The organism is Bacillus sp. WP8 (assembly GCF_000800825.1).
GTDB classification, from domain to species: Bacteria; Bacillota; Bacilli; order Bacillales; family Bacillaceae; genus Bacillus; species Bacillus safensis.
On the sequence record NZ_CP010075.1, the window covers coordinates 3,022,550 to 3,040,959 of the forward strand.

The 18,410-nt window shown below is 43.1% G+C and carries 18 protein-coding genes; 3 read left to right on the top strand and 15 right to left on the bottom strand.

All coding sequences use genetic code 11. The features are described from left to right. The first annotated feature begins 46 nt into the window (after positions 1–46). The gene (locus QR42_RS15350; RefSeq protein ID WP_039181492.1) at positions 47–511 is read left to right on the top strand and encodes a hypothetical protein; all 465 of its coding nucleotides are present in this window, start codon (positions 47–49) and stop codon (positions 509–511) included. Positions 512–525: 14 nt separating this feature from the next. Next, the gene (locus QR42_RS15355) at positions 526–990 is read left to right on the top strand and encodes a GNAT family N-acetyltransferase (RefSeq protein WP_039181496.1); all 465 of its coding nucleotides are present in this window, start codon (positions 526–528) and stop codon (positions 988–990) included. A 23-nt stretch (positions 991–1,013) separates the two neighbouring features. Here the strand turns inward: QR42_RS15355 and QR42_RS15360 are convergent, their stop codons facing one another. The 13 genes from QR42_RS15360 to QR42_RS15425 all read right to left on the bottom strand — a co-directional run bounded on the left by QR42_RS15360 (position 1,014) and on the right by QR42_RS15425 (position 14,509). After that, positions 1,014–1,295: a hypothetical protein gene (locus tag QR42_RS15360; RefSeq protein ID WP_039181498.1), complete on the bottom strand. Its 282-nt coding sequence runs from the start codon at positions 1,293–1,295 to the stop codon at positions 1,014–1,016. Continuing rightward, positions 1,292–1,660, bottom strand: a complete 369-nt coding sequence (locus QR42_RS15365; RefSeq protein WP_039181500.1) for a hypothetical protein — start codon at positions 1,658–1,660, stop codon at positions 1,292–1,294. The genes QR42_RS15360 and QR42_RS15365 overlap by 4 nt, the downstream gene beginning before the upstream one ends. After that, entirely contained in the window at positions 1,657–3,054 is a 1,398-nt protein-coding gene (locus QR42_RS15370) for a hypothetical protein (protein ID WP_039181502.1), read from the bottom strand. Before QR42_RS15370 ends, QR42_RS15365 begins: the two co-directional genes overlap by 4 nt. Then, positions 3,026–3,793, bottom strand: coding sequence for an ATP-binding cassette domain-containing protein (locus tag QR42_RS15375; RefSeq protein WP_039181504.1), 768 nt, complete (start codon positions 3,791–3,793; stop codon positions 3,026–3,028). The genes QR42_RS15370 and QR42_RS15375 overlap by 29 nt, the downstream gene beginning before the upstream one ends. Positions 3,794–3,851: 58 nt before the next feature. Continuing rightward, positions 3,852–4,121, bottom strand: a complete 270-nt coding sequence (locus QR42_RS15380; protein WP_039181508.1) for a hypothetical protein — start codon at positions 4,119–4,121, stop codon at positions 3,852–3,854. 255 nt (positions 4,122–4,376) lie between these two features. Next, entirely contained in the window at positions 4,377–5,669 is a 1,293-nt protein-coding gene (gene eno, locus QR42_RS19290) for a phosphopyruvate hydratase (RefSeq protein WP_003212752.1), read from the bottom strand. Positions 5,670–5,699: 30 nt separating this feature from the next. After that, entirely contained in the window at positions 5,700–7,235 is a 1,536-nt protein-coding gene (gpmI, locus tag QR42_RS19295) for a 2,3-bisphosphoglycerate-independent phosphoglycerate mutase (protein WP_039181511.1), read from the bottom strand. Further along, entirely contained in the window at positions 7,228–7,989 is a 762-nt protein-coding gene (tpiA, locus tag QR42_RS15395) for a triose-phosphate isomerase (RefSeq protein ID WP_017359213.1), read from the bottom strand. Before tpiA ends, gpmI begins: the two co-directional genes overlap by 8 nt. A gap of 30 nt (positions 7,990–8,019) precedes the next feature. Then, complete coding sequence (locus QR42_RS15400) at positions 8,020–9,204, bottom strand: phosphoglycerate kinase (protein WP_039181514.1); 1,185 nt, start codon at positions 9,202–9,204, stop codon at positions 8,020–8,022. Positions 9,205–9,417: 213 nt separating this feature from the next. Then, the gene (gene gap, locus QR42_RS15405) at positions 9,418–10,425 is read right to left on the bottom strand and encodes a type I glyceraldehyde-3-phosphate dehydrogenase (RefSeq protein WP_007500174.1); all 1,008 of its coding nucleotides are present in this window, start codon (positions 10,423–10,425) and stop codon (positions 9,418–9,420) included. 31 nt (positions 10,426–10,456) lie between these two features. Further along, positions 10,457–11,494: a sugar-binding transcriptional regulator gene (locus tag QR42_RS15410; protein WP_039181517.1), complete on the bottom strand. Its 1,038-nt coding sequence runs from the start codon at positions 11,492–11,494 to the stop codon at positions 10,457–10,459. 309 nt (positions 11,495–11,803) lie between these two features. Further along, the gene (locus QR42_RS15420; RefSeq protein ID WP_052196556.1) at positions 11,804–13,177 is read right to left on the bottom strand and encodes an amino acid permease; all 1,374 of its coding nucleotides are present in this window, start codon (positions 13,175–13,177) and stop codon (positions 11,804–11,806) included. 138 nt (positions 13,178–13,315) lie between these two features. Beyond that, positions 13,316–14,509: an ornithine--oxo-acid transaminase gene (locus QR42_RS15425; RefSeq protein WP_039181526.1), complete on the bottom strand. Its 1,194-nt coding sequence runs from the start codon at positions 14,507–14,509 to the stop codon at positions 13,316–13,318. A 209-nt stretch (positions 14,510–14,718) separates the two neighbouring features. Between QR42_RS15425 and QR42_RS15430 the strand changes: the two genes are divergently transcribed. Further along, positions 14,719–16,164 (top strand): sigma-54 interaction domain-containing protein, encoded by a 1,446-nt coding sequence (locus QR42_RS15430; RefSeq protein WP_039181528.1) that lies wholly within the window; start codon positions 14,719–14,721, stop codon positions 16,162–16,164. A gap of 27 nt (positions 16,165–16,191) precedes the next feature. Here the strand turns inward: QR42_RS15430 and QR42_RS15435 are convergent, their stop codons facing one another. Together QR42_RS15435 and rpoN are read right to left on the bottom strand one after the other, a co-directional pair. Then, positions 16,192–16,929, bottom strand: a complete 738-nt coding sequence (locus tag QR42_RS15435; RefSeq protein WP_039181531.1) for a FadR/GntR family transcriptional regulator — start codon at positions 16,927–16,929, stop codon at positions 16,192–16,194. A 172-nt stretch (positions 16,930–17,101) separates the two neighbouring features. Next, positions 17,102–18,400, bottom strand: a complete 1,299-nt coding sequence (rpoN, locus tag QR42_RS15440; protein ID WP_039181533.1) for an RNA polymerase factor sigma-54 — start codon at positions 18,398–18,400, stop codon at positions 17,102–17,104. Positions 18,401–18,410: the final 10 nt, after the last annotated feature.

Sequence of the window (18,410 nt, forward strand, 5' to 3'; positions counted from 1 at the left end):
ATATTTAACCGATGATAATAAAGGTTTAAAGAAAGGGGAATGACACATGAAGAAAACAATCACCATCATCCTTCTATCTGCTGTGGTTTTAGGAGCAGCCGGCTGGATTGTTTGGCAGCAGCAGTCCATCAAAGCATCAGAGGAAAAACATCAGCAAGAAAGCAAAACAAACACTGAGCAGCTTTCGAAGTTAAAATCAAATCAAGCAGATATGAAGCATAAAAACGAAGATCAAAAAAAGAAACTGTCTATCATCACGAAAAAGCTCAAAAAAGAAAAGAAAGCCTATCAAAAAGAAGTCAAACAGCGTAAAGCGCTTGAGGCAAAAATCGACCAGCTTCAAAAAGAGCTGACAGCAGCGAAAGCTACTGCTCAAGCGAATAAGCATACTTCACAGACTCCAAGGAAAACAACTGTCAAAAAAGACCCAAATGTCACCCACAATCCGCCTTCACAATGGGTACAGGATCAATATGATTGGGGTGTGAAACAAGGATATATTAAAGAATAGAAAGGATGAAAAACATGATACAAATTCGGCCATTGTCAGGTGATCATTCTGTCCCTATGGATCTTTTACTCTTAGCTGATCCTTCAAAGGAAAAGGTACTTGAATATGTGCAATCCGGTTCTTGTTATGCCGCTTATCATGAACAGGACGTGATTGGTATCTATGTGCTTTTATCTCTGTCTCAGCAGACAGTCGAAATTATCAACGTCGCCGTGAAGGAATCATGGCAAGGAAAAGGAATTGGAAAGCAGCTGATCCGCCATGCCATTTCTGAAGCGAAAGCCTCCGGCTTTCACACGATTGAAATCGGCACAGGTAACTCGAGTATCCAGCAGCTCGCACTTTATCAGAAATGCGGCTTCCGCATGACATCTATTGACCACGATTTCTTTCTTAAACATTATGATGAACCGATTTTTGAAAATGGCATTCAGTGTATGGATATGGTACGGCTCTCACTCACTTTGCAAGCAGACTGATGTTTTGTTCCGTCTGCTTTTTTTTATGTTCTGCGCTTTTTCACCACATGCTTCACATATTGAATAAAAAAATAGAGCACGGCGCCAGCTAAAAAGCAGACCACACATCCAAAGAGCGTCGCCTCTGAACTGAATTGATACTCTTCAATTTTCATGATATAAAATGGCATGCCAAACATTGATGGACTTGATTCAACATGATTGACCTCTAGCAGCAGTAAAAAAACAGGGGTCATAAACACAGCAAATACATACAGCATCGCAAGTGTTAAACCGCTGGAAAACGAATGAAATACTTTAATCATCTCTTTCTCTCCTTCATCTCTTTTAAACTGGCTGTGATATTTTTCCCGTCTGGGCAAGCTGGATGCAGCATCACCGTATTTAGTAAAGAAAAAAACAGCAGTTGATGACTTACCGGATGCTTCCATATCATAAAAAGCACAATCGAACAAAGCACCGGAAAGAGCGGGCCTGCAAGTGCCACCATCATATTGAAGCTCGGCCGGACAAATTTCTCATGGACGACCGCCACATGCTTCCAATCAATCGTTATCACAAAATCAAAGAGCGGTCTTTTTTCAATTTTGTTACACACCATGATCATCAGCATATGACCGAGTTCATGTATCAGCACAACCGCTAGGAAACTACACACAAGCTCTATCATCGCAAGACAGGCCTCTTTAACATGACCGCATAAATACAGCTAAAAAATGCAAGTGAACCTAGCAGATAGGCGGTGGCGAGAAGATACACATCTGTTGAAAGCCACTTCAATAAAAGCATATCGATGAAGCTGAATACAGCAATCATCATTACGATGACAAACAGTTTATTAAACTCACTGATCTTCACGATAAATCCGGTACAGGCCGCCATGACAGTGATCAACAAAATGGACAAACTTGCAAGGACATGGCCTTCACTTTCAATGCCTATCACCATAGATGCAAACCCAATAAACACAAAATATATCAACAAATTAATAGCGTAATAAAATAAAATTCTCGACAACAAATAAGCGCCCTTTGATGTATTTAACATAAAGATGGCCCTTTGATTCATATGATATTCTCTGCCAATCATCAGCGGAAGCATGATCAATATTTCCTTTAACGCATACTGAACAATAAAGGCATACAGCCAGCCGATTTCTACCGGTGTAAAAACAAATGGCAGCCCCGCCGTTAAACAAACGAGAAATAAAAACAAAATGCCCTGTTCTTTAAAAACAACTGACCGGCTGAAATAGACCAATTCCTGCCGCAGGTGCGTCAGAAAGGAAGATTTCGTTCTGATTTTCTTATAAGAAAACGACTTCACCTCTGTTTTCAGCTGCAAAAACATCCAATGGACATAAGAAGCCGCTAACCCCTTCAGCCATAGCCAGCCTGCGCTTAAAAGGATCATTAGAAATATGAGATAGACTGGTGGCCATACGCGGATCATCTCCATTGCTTTTTGCAAAAGGAGAAACACCAATAGATTCAGCACCGCAAAGCCAAGCGTTTGCAGCAGCAAATGCTCTTTTGTTTTTGATATGAAATGGCTCACAGCAATCCGCATTAACATCCAAGAAGCAAGCGCAAGCAGCGCCAGTACACAGCAAGTCATGCACACAACCGTTATCCAATACAGAGATGGCGTAACACCGCTGATCAAAAGGCCTAATACAATCGGTAAAAAAAGCAGTCCAACCACGAGGAAACAAAAGAGCATCGGAAAGAAATATACACAAAGGACAAATGGCACACTTTGTATCGCACTATTCAAAAAGTAGAATTGATATTCCTGGCGCTTTAATTTATTGCGGGATAACACAATGCCTACGCTTAAAAGTAAAAGCGTCATTTTCATCAATTGGAGGTATAGAGCAGCCGGCTCGCTTTCTCCTGCCTGCATGAAAAAGCGCAGGCTGATAACGACGTATATCGCATACATGAGCAAGAAAAAAGCCACGGCTGCGAGAAGCTGTATAGGGTACTTTTTTGCGAGCTGTTTTCCTTTTGCTGTCAGCATCCCCCATTCTATTTTATGAAGAACGTGTCGTGTCCAGATCATTGAGTAACCTCTCCACCTGCATATAGTAATCTCGATTCACTTCTTTATAAATCTCTTCAAGTGCCTGATGAGGAAATGTCTGATTCGTTTCTTGGCGGGACATATCCAGCTTGACGTCACCATTTCTCAAGATCATGAGATGGTCATAAAGCGTATCACCAAAACTCAAATGATGGGTTGAAATGAGAATGCCAGCGCCTTGCTCTCTCAGCTTCATGAGCACCTTTTTTAAGATGATCATCATATCTGGATCAAGTCCGTTCGTTGGCTCATCAAACACATAATAATCACATGGCCTGAGGAGCTGTGAAATGATCTGCGTTTTCTTTTGATTGCCATGAGACAGCTGAGCGATAGGCTGATCCATATACGACCCCAGCTCAAACAGATCAATGAACGTCTCTTCCCGTGTGACATCTTGCTCATTTGGCAGCTGAAGTAATTGAAAGTATTCCCTCGGCGATAAATAATCGAACAACGAATGATCGTCAGGAATATAGGAAACATGTTTTTTCAACAAGGAGATATGTTCTGAGGATTGAAAGTTCAGCTGTTTACCATGTAAAGTGACGCATCCTATAAATGGCGTCAGCCCAAACATGGATTGGATCATCGTCGTCTTTCCCGCACCATTATGCCCCAAAAGCAGCAGCATCTGCCCTTTCTCGACACTTATTTGAATATTGCGGAGAGAGAAGGTGCGGCTATATGTTTTTTCTTTTAATTGTAATGTCAGCATCATATCCCTCCGTTTGATTCAGATGGAACAGATGACCTTGCATCTGTTCTCATCCCTGTTAAAAACCGCACTGGATTTTAACGTACATGCCTAATAATTTGAACTCTCCTAAAAATTTCGAGCCCTGTCCAAATGTCTTGCATGCCCAAATCAATGCTCCAAGTGAAATAATGCCCAATATAGCGGCAAGGACATAAATCCAAAATGCGTTTTTCTGTACATTCTTAGAAGTTAGAATTCGTTGCTTCCTTTCATCATATGCCGCCAACAGGTGAAGGACATACATATACACACCTACTGGAAAACGAAGGCTAAAAGGATTCAGCATCTCATCACCCCCTAATATATGTAAAATGATACCACCCCCTTACAGAAAGCATAAGTTCATTTCAGATCATATTTTTAGACGAATTTTCATGATTTAGTGCTTATAAATGGAGGGGATGTTGACTTCTTCTCTAACTGAAGGAGGAGGTTTTACAGAAATAGGATAAGTCAAATGAATTAGCCAACGGATTTTTCTCAACAAAAAAACGCTGCGTCCCGCTCTCATAAAAGAGTGGAACGCAGCGCATAGCTGACATTATTTATTCAAGTTATAGAATGTTGCAATGCCGTGATATTGTGCTGTTTCAGCCAATTGATCTTCGATGCGAAGTAATTGGTTGTATTTCGCCACACGGTCCGTACGAGACGGAGCACCTGTTTTGATTTGTCCAGCGTTTGTTGCAACAGCGATGTCTGCAATTGTGCTGTCTTCAGTTTCACCAGAACGGTGAGAGATGACTGCTGTGTATCCTGCGCGTTTTGCCATTTCGATTGCATCAAATGTTTCAGTTAATGTACCGATTTGGTTTACTTTGATCAGGATAGAGTTACCGACACCATTTTTAATACCTTCAGAAAGCTTCTTCGTGTTCGTTACGAATAAGTCATCTCCTACTAGCTGAACCTTGCTGCCAAGGCGCTCAGTTAATAGTTTGTGACCTTCCCAGTCGTTTTCATCAAGGCCGTCTTCGATAGAGATGATTGGGTATTTCGATACCATATCTTCATACCAGTCAACCATTTCAGCAGATGTTTTCACAACACCTTCGCCTGATAAATGATATTTACCGTCTTCTTTGTTGTAGAACTCAGAAGATGCAGCATCCATTGCAAGTTTCACTTCTTCACCTGGTTTGAAGCCAGCTTTTTCGATCGCTTCAACGATAGTTTGAAGTGCTTCTTCGTTAGAACCAAGGTTTGGAGCGAATCCACCTTCGTCACCTACAGCTGTGTTTAAACCTTTTGCGCTTAATACAGATTTTAGGCTATGGAAGATTTGAGCGCCCATGCGAAGTGCTTCACGGAAGTTTGGAGCACCTACAGGCATAATCATGAATTCTTGAATGTCTACGTTGTTATCCGCATGCTCTCCACCGTTGACGATGTTCATCATCGGTACTGGAAGCGTTTTGGAGTTGAATCCACCAAGGTATTGATAAAGTGGAATTTGTAAGAAATCAGCAGCCGCACGTGCTACAGCGATAGATACGCCAAGGATTGCGTTTGCGCCTAATTTCCCTTTGTTTTCTGTTCCGTCAAGTTCGATTAACATTTTGTCGATCGCTACTTGTTCTGTTACATCAAAGCCTAAAAGCTCTGGTGCAATGATTTCGTTTACGTTGTTTACAGCTGTCAGAACACCTTTTCCAAGGTAACGGTCTTTGTCTCCGTCACGTAGTTCTACTGCTTCATATTCACCAGTAGAAGCACCACTTGGAACAAGCGCACGGCCAAAGCCGCCAGATTCTGTGTAAACTTCTACTTCAACTGTTGGGTTACCGCGAGAGTCTAATACTTCGCGTGCATATACATCAACAATGTATGGCATTTTTAATTTCTCTCCTTTTGAATCAATTTGTTATTTTTGAATCAATGATGTTCCTGTCATCTCTTTTGGTTTTTCAAGGCCAAGTAAGTCTAAAAGCGTTGGAGATAGATCGGCTAAAATGCCGCCTTCTCTAAGCGTCGCACCTTTTTTCGTCACGATGACTGGCACAGGATTCGTTGTATGTGCAGTATGCGGCTTTCCTTCTTCGGTAATTAGCACGTCTGCGTTACCGTGGTCTGCCGTGATGATGGCATGTCCGCCTTTTGCCAGGATTGCGTCGACTACAGCTCCTAAGCACTCATCTACTGCTTCAATGGCTTTGATTGTTGGCTCAAGCATACCTGAATGACCAACCATATCCGGGTTAGCAAAGTTCAGAATGATCGCATCATGCTTGTCAGCATTGATGTCTGCAACAAGTGCATCCTTTACCTCATAAGCGCTCATTTCCGGCTTCAGGTCATAGGTTGCCACATCTGGTGAATTGATTAAGATGCGGTCTTCACCAGGAAATTCTTCTTCACGGCCACCGCTCATAAAGAACGTCACGTGAGGATATTTCTCTGTTTCAGCAATCCGCAGCTGTTTCAATCCGTTTTGAGCAAGCACTTCTCCTACTGTGTTATCCAAATTTACTGGTTTGAAGGCAACATAGCCGTCAACCGTTTCACTGAAGTGTGTGAAGCAAACGAAGTGTAAATTCTTCGGATGAGCTTCTCCGCGGTCAAACGAGCGGAAATCTGCATTTGTGAAAGTGTTCGAGATTTGGATGGCACGGTCTGGACGGAAGTTATAGAAAATCACAGAGTCGCCGTCGTTTACTTTGGCAACCGGCTCACCATTTTCTCTCGTAATGACAGATGGAATAACGAATTCATCGTAGATTCCATTTTCATAGGAGTCATCAACGACATCATAGATGTTTTGATAACTTGGGCCTTCACCATACGCCATCGCGCGGTACGCTTTCTCCACACGATCCCAGCGTTTGTCACGGTCCATTGAGTAATAGCGTCCAGAAAGTGTTGCCACTTCACCGACACCGATTTCTTTGATTTGTTCTTCCAGCTGTTTTAAGTACACTTTGGCTGTCTTCTGACCAACGTCACGTCCGTCCAAGAAGCCATGAATGTATACCTTTGTTAAGCCTTCTTTTTTCGCCAGCTTCAGCAGGGCAAAAAGATGCTGGATGTGACTGTGCACACCGCCGTCTGACAAGAGACCAAATAAATGAAGCGCCTTGTCATTCTCTTTTGCATAAGTCATTGCATCTAGGAACGTTTCGTTTTTCTCAAATTCCCCATCACGAATGGCAACATTCACTCTTGTTAAGCTTTGATACACAATGCGTCCTGCACCGATGTTCAAATGCCCCACTTCAGAGTTCCCCATTTGACCTTCTGGGAGACCTACTGCCTCACCTGAAGCCGTTAAGGTTTGATGCGGAAATTCGTTCCAGTAGCGGTCAAAGTTCGGTTTTTTTGCTTGTGCGACAGCGTTACCGACTGTTTCGCCTCTTAAACCGAACCCGTCTAAGATGATTAATGCTGCTGGTTTCTTACTCATATTGACCTTCCTCCAATAATTGAACGAAAGACTGAGGTTCTAAGCTTGCGCCGCCTACCAAAGCACCGTCAATATCGGATTCTGCCATATATTCTTTAATATTTGCCGGCTTCACGCTTCCGCCATATTGAATGCGAAGGCTGTCTGCCGCTTCTTGACCAAATTCGCTTGCAACGGTTTGGCGGATGTGTGCGCAAACATCGTTTGCATCTTTCGCTGTAGAAGATTTTCCTGTACCGATAGCCCAGATTGGCTCATAGGCAATCACAGATTCAGCCACTTGCTGCTTCGTTAAACCAGCTAGTGCTTTCTTCACTTGATCAGCGACAAGTTCATTTGTTTTGCCAGCTTCACGCTCTTCAAGCGTTTCACCTACACAAATAATTGGAACGATGCCATGCTTGAATGCAGCATGTGCTTTTTTGTTCACTGTTTCATCTGTTTCTGCAAAGAATTCACGGCGCTCTGAATGCCCAATCACTGAATAGCCAATGCCTAGATCTTTTAGAGCAGCAGGGCTGATTTCACCAGTGAATGCACCATTTTCTTCAAAGTGCATGTTTTGTGCACCAATTTTAAGGTCTGTTCCGTTTGAAAGGCTGTTTAGCTTTTCAAGGAAAAGAGCTGGCGCACAGACAATGGATTCCACTTTGTCAGGAGATGGAATAGATGACTTAACTTCTTCAACGAAGCTGACTGCTTCGCCAAGTGTTTTGTTCATTTTCCAGTTCCCAGCTATAATTGGTTTTCTCATGATTGACACTTCCTTATAGCAGTTTTGGTCTTATTTATCGTTTAATGCAGTAACACCAGGAAGTTCTTTGCCTTCCATAAATTCAAGTGAAGCGCCGCCGCCTGTAGAAATATGGCTCATCTGATCGGCAAGACCAAATTTCTCAACAGCTGCTGCTGAATCTCCACCGCCAATGACAGAATATGTATCTTTTGCTTCTGCCAGTGCTTCTGCGATAGCTTTTGTTCCTTTAGCGAATGCATCGATTTCAAATACACCCATTGGCCCGTTCCAGACAACAAGTTTGCTGTTTTTAATAACGTCAGCATACTTTTCTCTTGTCTCTGTTCCAATATCAAGTGCTTCTAGATCACTTGGAATTTCAGAGATTGGCACAATGCTTGTATTCGCATCATTTGAAAAGTCGTCGGCTACCAGAACATCTGTTGGAATCAGGAAGTTCACTCCTTTTTCTTTTGCACGGTCCATAAAGGATTTCGCTAAATCGACTTTGTCTTCTTCTAATAGAGATTTCCCTACCTCGTGGCCAAGTGCTTTCACAAATGTGTAAGCAAGTCCGCCGCCGATGATGAGGTTGTCTACTTTATCAAGAAGACTTTCAATCACACCGATTTTATCCTTTACTTTTGCGCCGCCGATAATCGCTGTAAATGGGCGATCAGGATTTGAAATGGCTTTTCCTAACACCTCAAGCTCTTTTTGCATGAGGAAGCCTGAAACAGCCGGAAGATAAGCTGCAATACCTGCTGTCGATGCATGTGCACGGTGTGCAGCACCGAACGCATCATTGACATACACATCGGCTAAATCAGCAAATGCTTTTGATAATTCAGGATCGTTCTTTTCTTCACCAGGATAGAAACGAACGTTTTCAAGCACTAGCACATCTCCTTCTTTTAAGTCAGAGATTTGCTTTTTCACGTTGTCGCCGTAAGCTTCATCTGCTTTTTCCACTTCTTTTCCAAGAAGCTCTTGCAGACGTTTTGCCACAGGTGTCAGACGCAGTTCTTCAGTAACTTGACCCTTCGGACGACCCAAATGACTAGCTAGCAGTACCTTTGCGCCTTGTCCTGTTAAATACTCAATCGTTGGTAATGCTGCGCGGATACGAGTATCATCCGTCACTTCTCCGTCCTTCATTGGAACGTTAAAATCTACGCGGCAGAACACAACTTTACCTTTTACGTCAATGTCTTTTACTGATTTCTTATTCATGCTCGTCAGGAGATCCTCCTTTATTCTGGTTTCCTTACGCGTTGGACAAGACTCTCTTTATCCTTTTCCCATTTTGCCCTCATCAAAACGAGAAATCGTGCAGAACGGATAAAAACAGAGAAAAAGGGAAAGGGATGCTTCCCCTTCCCTTGTCCGTCTTCATTATATCGTGTCTCTAGGAAAGAACCAAGTGAGTTCCTTCAGTGTGAGAAATTAAAGACCTTGTTTTGCAATGTAAGCTGCAAGGTCAACAACGCGGTGAGAATATCCACTCTCGTTATCGTACCAAGAGATCACTTTCACCATGCTGCCTTCCATCACCATTGTAGAAAGAGCATCGATTGTTGAAGAGTTTGCATTACCATTGTAGTCACCAGATACTAATGGCTCTTCGCTGTAGCCAAGGATTCCTTTAAGTTCTCCTTCAGCTGCTTCTTTAAGTGCTGCATTTACGTCTTCAGCAGTTACATCTTGGTTTAATTCAGCAACAAGGTCAACTAAAGAAACGTTAGGTGTTGGAACACGCATAGCGCCACCGTTTAATTTACCTTTAAGTTCAGGCAATACAAGTGAAACAGCTTTCGCAGCACCTGTAGAAGTTGGGATGATGTTTTCCGCAGCTGCACGAGCACGACGGTAGTCTTTGTGCGGAAGGTCAAGAATTTGCTGGTCATTTGTGTATGAGTGAACAGTTGTCATCATACCGCGTTTGATACCAAATTTATCGTTAAGTACTTTTGCAAATGGTGCTAAGCAGTTTGTCGTACAAGATGCATTAGAGATGACATCGTGGCTAGCTGCATCGTATTTGTCTTCGTTTACACCCATAACGATTGTGATATCTTCTTCGTTAGCAGGAGCAGAGATGATGACTTTTTTAGCTCCAGCTTCTAAGTGTTTCGCAGCGTCTGCACGTTTTGTGAAGAATCCAGTAGATTCAACAACGATTTCTACGCCTTGTTTACCCCAGCTTAATTTCGCAGGGTCACGCTCAGCTGATACTTCGATTGTTTTACCGTTCACTACTAAGTTTGTACCGTCTACAGAAACCTCTGCATCTAGTTTTCCGTGAACAGAGTCATATTGTAAAAGGTGTGCAAGCATGTTAGCATCTGTTAGATCGTTAACCGCTACTACCTCAACTTCAGGATTATTTAATGCTGCACGAAATACGTTACGTCCAATACGTCCAAATCCGTTAATACCGACTTTTACTGCCATGATGTTTCCTCCTTTTATAGGTCACAATGTTTTATATTGAGGGATCAATTGACTCCCTTAATAACTCTTTTGCGGCTCCTTCGTCTGTGACGAGAACCGTTCGGCGTGGTTTTTTGAAATAAGCTTCAATCGCCCCCGCCTTTGATGATCCACCTGCAACAGCAATGATGTGTGGAATGCTTTCTAGATCATCTAGCTGCATGCCGACGGAGTGGACTTTGTGTACGACCTCACCATCACGATTAAAGTAATAGCCAAAGGCCTCTGTCACTGCGTCATGCTCATCAATCTTTTTTAAATCTTCAGCTGGTGTATTTCGTCTCATCGCCATTGTTTTTGCTTCACCAATACCATGAATGAGCATCGTGGACGATTTAATCGTTTGAAGCACTTCTTTGACGGACGGCTCTTCAATAATGGAAGAGTATGCACCTTCTGACAGCTGCCCTGGAACAAACAGCAGTTTGTAAGTACCGGAAGCTTTTTCAGCCATGTGGGCACAAATGGTGTTTGCCTGATTTTTTACATTCTCCCCAAGACCGCCTCTCGCAGGGACAAACATCATATCGCGGTTTTTGGCATCAGGGGTCATCATTTCGGCAACGGCTTCCATCGTCGTTCCGCCAGTGACGGCGACGATATTATTTCCAGTAAACCTTTTTTTCATACATTGGACAGCAGCTCTTCCCATTTCTTGCTTCACCCACGGGGATTCGTCACTGTCACCAGAAACGATAATGACTTCTTCCAGGCCTAACTTTCTCTTTAGTGTATTTTCCAAAAAGGTTAAACCTAAAACGTCCTTCATCATTCCTTCAAGCATTTCAAGCAAAGCGTGACCCTCACTCGTCAGCATCATGCCGCTCGTTTTGACATCCAGCAGATTTTGTTCTTTTAAAAACTGAACTTCAGCGCGTAAGATACGCTCACTGAGACCAAGACTCGTCGCAAGACTTCTGCGGCCAATTGGTTCAGCTAATCTGATGTACTGCAAAATGTCGTAGCGTTTTTGCATAACAATGAGAAGATCTGGCAATAATTTTTTTTGAGCTTCCAATAAACGATTCATGGCTAACGACCCTTTCTTTTCACGTTGGACTAAAAACGTCCCACTGTGACAAAAAACGTCCCGCCACAGCCAAAAAAAATCAATCCCTGCTTTCTTTAATTATTTTAACAGGATAATCTTGCATTTTCAACTCTTAGAAACACATTTAGACAAAAAATAGACACATTTTCACCGAAAGCCTGCTTGTCATCAAGTTTCTTGCGATGATATTTCTTTTCAAAATATTTATTTCCCTTTATATAGAATGAATATACGATTGAAAATGTGCATGCTGGTGATATCAGCATGCACATTTTTTTCAGGACCTGCTTATGTTTTTGTGATGGTTCCAAGCTGTTTTGCCTCTTCCTTCGGTTTGATTTTAAGATAATAAATGATGTAGCAGGCGGCCATGAACGGGATTCCGCAATAAAGGCCGATCCGCTGATCCTCGATAAAAAATAAGCTGATGAGGACGATGCCAAATGCGATAAAGCCTGCTAATGGAACAAATGGATAGAGCGGTGTTCGGAAGACGAGATCCTTTACATCTCCGCCCTCCTTTATGAATTGTTTTCTAAAGAAATACTGAGACAAGCAAATGGACATCCACACCACAACAAGGACCATACCAGAAATCGAAATGAGCCACACATACACCGTTTTTGGTGCTACAACACTTGTAAGCAGAGATAGTGCAGATACACCCATTGTCACCAATAATGCATTGATCGGAATTTTACGCTTGGACAGTTTTTTCGTAAAGTTGGGTCCTTTTCCGTCTTTCGAGAGCGCCCAGAGCATACGTGATGATGCATATAACCCAGAGTTTGCTACAGATAAGACGGCTGTAATGATGATAAAATTCATGATATCTGCAGCATATGGTATGCCGACCTTGTCCAGCACGACGACAAACGGACTGTCGACGGTGCCTGCTGTCTGCCACGGAAGAAGAGCGGCCAGAACCGCAATGGATAAAACGAAGAAGACCATCGTTCTCCAAATAATATTTCGTATAGATCGCGGCAATGTTTTTTCAGGGCTTTCACTCTCTCCTGCGGCAATCCCTACAAGTTCTGTTCCTTGAAAGGAGAAATTGACCGTGACCATGGTTAATAAAATAGCAAAAACACCGTTAGGAAATAGTCCGCCATGATCCGTCAAATGACGAAATAGAGGGGCTGGTTCTCCATCTTTCAGATGAATCATTCCGAAAATTGCGCCAATTCCAATGATAATAAATAATAGGATGGCAGCGACCTTAATGGCTGAAAACCAAAACTCGGTTTCAGCGAAGCTGCGAGCTGAGATGGCATTCACGGCAAATAAAATCACACTAAATGCAAGACACCACAGCCAAACAGGGATATCTGGGAACCACCTTTGGAGCAAAATGCCTGCTGACGTAAACTCCAGTCCAATTGTACATGCCCAACTAAACCAATAAAGCCAGCCGATCATAAAGCCTGTGGACGGGCCTATATATTTGGTTGCATACTCTTGAAAGGAACCCGCTGTCGGCATCGCCACTGCTAATTCTCCAAGACAGAGCATCACCAAATACATTAACAATCCGCCAATGATAAAGGAGAGAATGGCTCCCCCGGGTCCAGCCTGATGGATAATGAGTCCTGATCCAAGGAAAAGACCAGTACCAATGACGCCGCCTAAGGCAATCATAAAGAGATGCCTGCTTTTCATGGAACGTTCTAGTTCATTATGCTGTTCTTGCTTCAAATCCGCTTCCCCACTTTCACTCTTCTATTCATCATCCTTTGACAAAATTCGCTGTTCGTGGAAAGAGAAAGGGAGAAAGTGATGGTTCTCCCCCTTTGACATTTATGCTTGAAATAATGCTTCAATATGACCAATCGCCCAGTCTAAATCTTCTTTAGAAATAGTGAGAGGCGGTGCAAAGCGGATGACGGTCTCATGGGTTTCCTTACATAACAGTCCTGCTTGTTTCAGCTTCTCACAATAAGGTCTCGCAGCCTCTGTCAGCTCCATGCCGATAAATAATCCGCGGCCGCGCACTTCCTTGATAACAGGACTTTGAATGCGAGACAGTTTGTCTTTTAAGTATTCGCCAAGCTCCATAGAACGCGCTGCAAGGTTTTCGTCGATTAAGACATCTAGTGCAGCCAGCGACACCGCACACGCAAGAGGATTGCCGCCAAAGGTAGAGCCGTGAGACCCAGGGTTAAACACGCCTAATATATCGCGGTTTGCTACTACACACGAGATTGGGAATACACCGCCGCCTAAAGCTTTCCCAAGAATCAGCATATCTGGTTCAATGTCTTCCCAGTCGCATGCAAACATCTTGCCTGTTCGCGCTAATCCGACCTGAATTTCATCTGCAATGAACAGCACATGTTCCTGTTCACAAAGCGCCTTCGCTTCCTTCAAGAAGCCCTCTGGCGGCATGACAATTCCCGCTTCCCCTTGAATAGGCTCAATCAGAAAAGCCGCTGTTTGTGGTGTGATGGCTTCACGTAACGCTTCAATATCTCCGTAAGGAATCAGTTTGATGCCTGGAAGCATTGGACCGAAACCTCTTTGATATTCTGCTTCAGAAGAAAGGGAAACAGCCGTCATCGTTCTGCCATGGAAATTTCCGACGCACGCAATGATTTCTGCGCGATTGTCTTCGATTCCCTTGACGTCATAGCCCCAGCGTCGTGCTGCTTTTACAGCTGTTTCTACAGCCTCAGCTCCAGTATTCATCGGAAGTGCCATCTCTTTATTCGTCAGTTGACAAATTTTTTCATACCAAGGGCCAAGCTGATCATTGTGAAAAGCTCTTGAAGTCAGTGTCACACGGTCTGCCTGTTTTTTGAGCGCCTCAATAATGCGGGGATGGCGATGGCCTTGGTTCACTGCGGAATACGCACTCAGCATATCCATATATCGATTGCCTTCAGGGTCTGTCACCCAAACTCCTTCAGCCTCTGAAATCACAATTGGCAGCGGATGATAGTTTGCCGCACCGTATTGTTCCGTTTGTTGAATCAATTCATTTGTCTGTGTCATCGTCTATTCCTCCTTCTATAAGCTAGCCTTTTTTAAATTAGGTTCATCTACACACATATGATATGCAAGGATCGTGCCAACTTTCTGCCTGCATCATGGCGATGATTGAGCAGGTTATTTGTGCAAAATATCTTTGCGCATGCCAAATTTTTTAGAGGAAACCGCAAAATTTTTCATGTAAAATAGAGGTAACGTCTGGAGGTGTAGCAATGAAAGAAGATTCATATACTGCAAAGCTAGCAAATGAGATTGATCTGTATAAGCAAATGCTCGATTTAATAGATGTCGGGGTTCATGCAATTGACGAGAATGGCAATACCGTTGTTTATAATAAAAAAATGATGGAGATTGAGTCTTTGAAACGCTCTGATGTTCTCCATAAAAATGTATTAGACCTCTTCGTCTTCCAAGACGAAATGCACAGTACGCTCGTCCAAGCACTGCGAACTGGGAAACAAACCGTTCATGCAAAGCAGACGTATCATAATTACAATGGAAAAGAAATCACAACGATTAATCATACATACCCGCTCGTTCGAGATGGCCTCATCCAAGGAGCGGTTGAAATTTCGAATGATGTGACCAAGCTGGAACGGCTGATTCACCACAATATGAAGAAAAAAGGAAGCACGCGCTTTACCTTTAATTCCATTATTGGACAAAGCCCTGCGTTTTTAGAGGTGATTGAGCATGCAAAACGAGCAACACGCACCTCTTCCTACGTCCTCATTGTGGGAGAAACAGGGACAGGAAAAGAACTATTTGCTCAAAGCATTCATAACGGCAGCAGCCGGTCATCTGGACCATTTATTACCCAGAATTGCGCGGCACTGCCTGATAATCTCATTGAAAGTCTGCTCTTTGGTACACAAAAAGGGGCTTTTACCGGCGCAACTGATCAGCCCGGTTTATTTGAACAGGCGCAGGGTGGTACACTTCTGCTTGATGAGATCAACTCATTAAATCCTGGTCTTCAAGCAAAACTGCTGCGCGTATTACAGGAGAAGCGGGTGAGAAGGTTAGGCAGCACAAAAGAAATCGCTGTTGATGTAAGAGTCATTGCTAATATGAATGAGGACCCTGTTGATGCGATCGCAGGCGGACGCATGCGCAAGGATTTATTTTATCGGCTAGGTATTGTCACCTTATTTATTCCGCCGCTTTCTGAGCGAAAAGAAGATATTCCTACGTTTGTCAGTCATTTTATTCAAAAATATAATGAGCTGTTTCAAATGGAGGTGAAGGCGGCTGATGAAGAGGTACTAGCCCTTTTTCAAGCGTATGATTGGCCGGGGAATGTACGGGAACTGGAGCATGTGATTGAAGCGGGGATGAATATGATGATGGATGAGGATTACTTAAGCATGCATCACCTTCCATATCATTTTAGATTTAAACAACATAGGGAAAGCCGTCCTGCAGCGCAATTACAGACGAATCCTTTGCAGCATACCGCAGCAGCTGACACGTTTATTTATACAAGCCCAGAACATACGACTGATTTTCAAACCCAGATAGAACGATTCGAAAAACAATACATCGTCCATTACTTAGAAAAAATGGACGATAATATTTCACAGACTGCAAAGATATTGGGCATGAGCAGGCAAAGTCTGCAATATCGCATGAAGAAACTGCATATTTCTCGTTCATAATAGAGCTGTGCCCTCATTCGGCACAGCTTACTGTGGTTCTGACTGTCCTGCCGGTTCTTGACTCACATCACTCAGCAGTTTTTCTACATTTTTTAAATGCGTGAGCATCGCTCTTTCTGCTTCTTCTGGCTGTCTTGCCATAACAGCTTTGTAAATGTGTTCATGTTCTTTGTAAAGCTGCCGAATGGAGGCTTTCTTTGAAAACAAGACGACTTTTCTCGTTTCCCGCATTGTTTCTACCAGCAAGGTGGAGACCTGATTCATTAACGCCTTTAATAAATCATTCTTTGAGGCTTTGGCTAAAGCGAGATGGAAGGAGAGGTCTGCCTCTTCACCAATTTCTTTATGCGCTTCTGCTAGTTTCATTTGTTCGAGTGCCTCACGCAGCTGATGAAGGTCATCGTCCGTTCGCAAAAGCGCTGCCTTTTTGACAGCACCCGTCTCAATAATGGTTCTTAATTCAAGGAGTTGCGTGATATCATGCTGCTTCATTAAAAATGCAGGAGACAGACTAAATGTGAGCTGCTCAGGATCGAACTGCTTCACATACGTGCCTTCCCCTTGTTTCATCTCTATTAATCCGATCGCTTTAAGAGCAGACAGTGCCTCTCTTACAGCGGAACGGCTGACTTGAAAGCTTTCTGAGAGCGCTTGAACCGAATCTAATTTTTCCCCTGGAAGAAGCTCACCTGTACGAATGGATTCAATTAATGCATCCGCAATTTCTTCATATATTTTTTTCGTTTTGATTTGTTTATATTTCAATTGGTCTCACCTCATCACTGTTGTCTATCCCTATCGGCTCATGCCCTATCTTATACTTTACCCCAAAATTTCAGATCACACGTCTCCCCTCTTTAATTTTCAAGAAATCTTCGGGCTGCCTTGCTTTCAACAAAAAAAGAAGCACGTGCCATGTTCTGGCAAGTACTTCTTTTTAATCGTAGCGCTTCCTCAGCGTTGAGGCTGGGAGATTCATTTGTTCGCGATATTTTGCAATGGTTCTGCGCGACACGCGGATGCCAAAGGTTTGCTGAAGCAGCGTCATGATTTGCTGATCTGAATACGGCTTTTTCTTATTTTCCGTTTGAATGAGCTCTGCAATATGCGTTTTGACTGTGTAGCTGGACGCCTCTTCTAGCGAATGCCCTTCTAATTTTGCTTGGAAAAATTGTTTCATTTCCATGAGACCATAAGGGGTTTGCACCATTTTCCCTTTTACAGTACGGCTGACTGTTGACTCATGGACTTGCAGTATATCTGCGATCCGCTTCATAGTAAGCGGTTTCATTTTATGTTTCCCTGTTAGGAAAAAATCCGTCTGATGTGAGATAATCTCTCGAACGACATGAGTCATCGTTTGCTTTCTTTGCCTCAGCGCTTGGACAAGCCAATTGTACTGCTGCTCTTTTTCCTTTAAATACGTGTATGCTTCGTGCCGCTTTTGGTCTTGAATCATGGCGAAGTAGCCTTCATTCATTTCAACGTCTGGAAAAGCGCGCTGATTTAGCTCAAATGTGATGTGATCCTGCACCACAGTAATCGTCACATCAGGCTCGATATACACATGCTCTTCATCAGATGAGAAATGAAGGCCTGGTCTTGGTTCAAGCTGAGACACTTCATCTTGTACCGCTTGGAGTGTTTTCATTGAAACACCTGTTTTCGCCGCAATTTCCTTCCAAGCCTTTCTGGCAAAAAGAAAGAAATGCTCTTCGATGATCAGCTCAGCTTCATACCAGCGCTCCTTTTTTCTTCGCAGCTGAAGGAGAATGCATTCCTGCAATGATCTTGCGCCAATCCCGGCAGGCTCTAGTGATTGCAGCTGATGAAGAATGGCTTCTACTTCTTCAGCTGGCACCTTTAAGACAGCTGCCATTGCGTCGATCGGTTCATTTAGATAGCCATTGGAATCAATGGACTCAATCATAAAATGAAAGATTCTTTGATTCTTTTCACTTAAATTCAAATCAATCGCCTGTCTTTTTAAAAACATTTGCAGGCTTTCTTTTTGATGCGTTCGATACGGCTCTGTCATTCGTTCTTGTGATTTTTTATGATAAACTGGTTGATAGCTGTCCGTGTCTTTCCGCTCAATCAGAGGGTTCTCAAGCGCTAACTGGTCAAGATACTCGCCGAGCTCTGCGCAATTCAGCTGCAGCAGCGTAATGGCCTGCCTGAGTTCTTGTGTGAGCACCTGCTTTAATACCTGTTCTTGTTGCAGTTTAAGGCTCATTGTCTCCCCT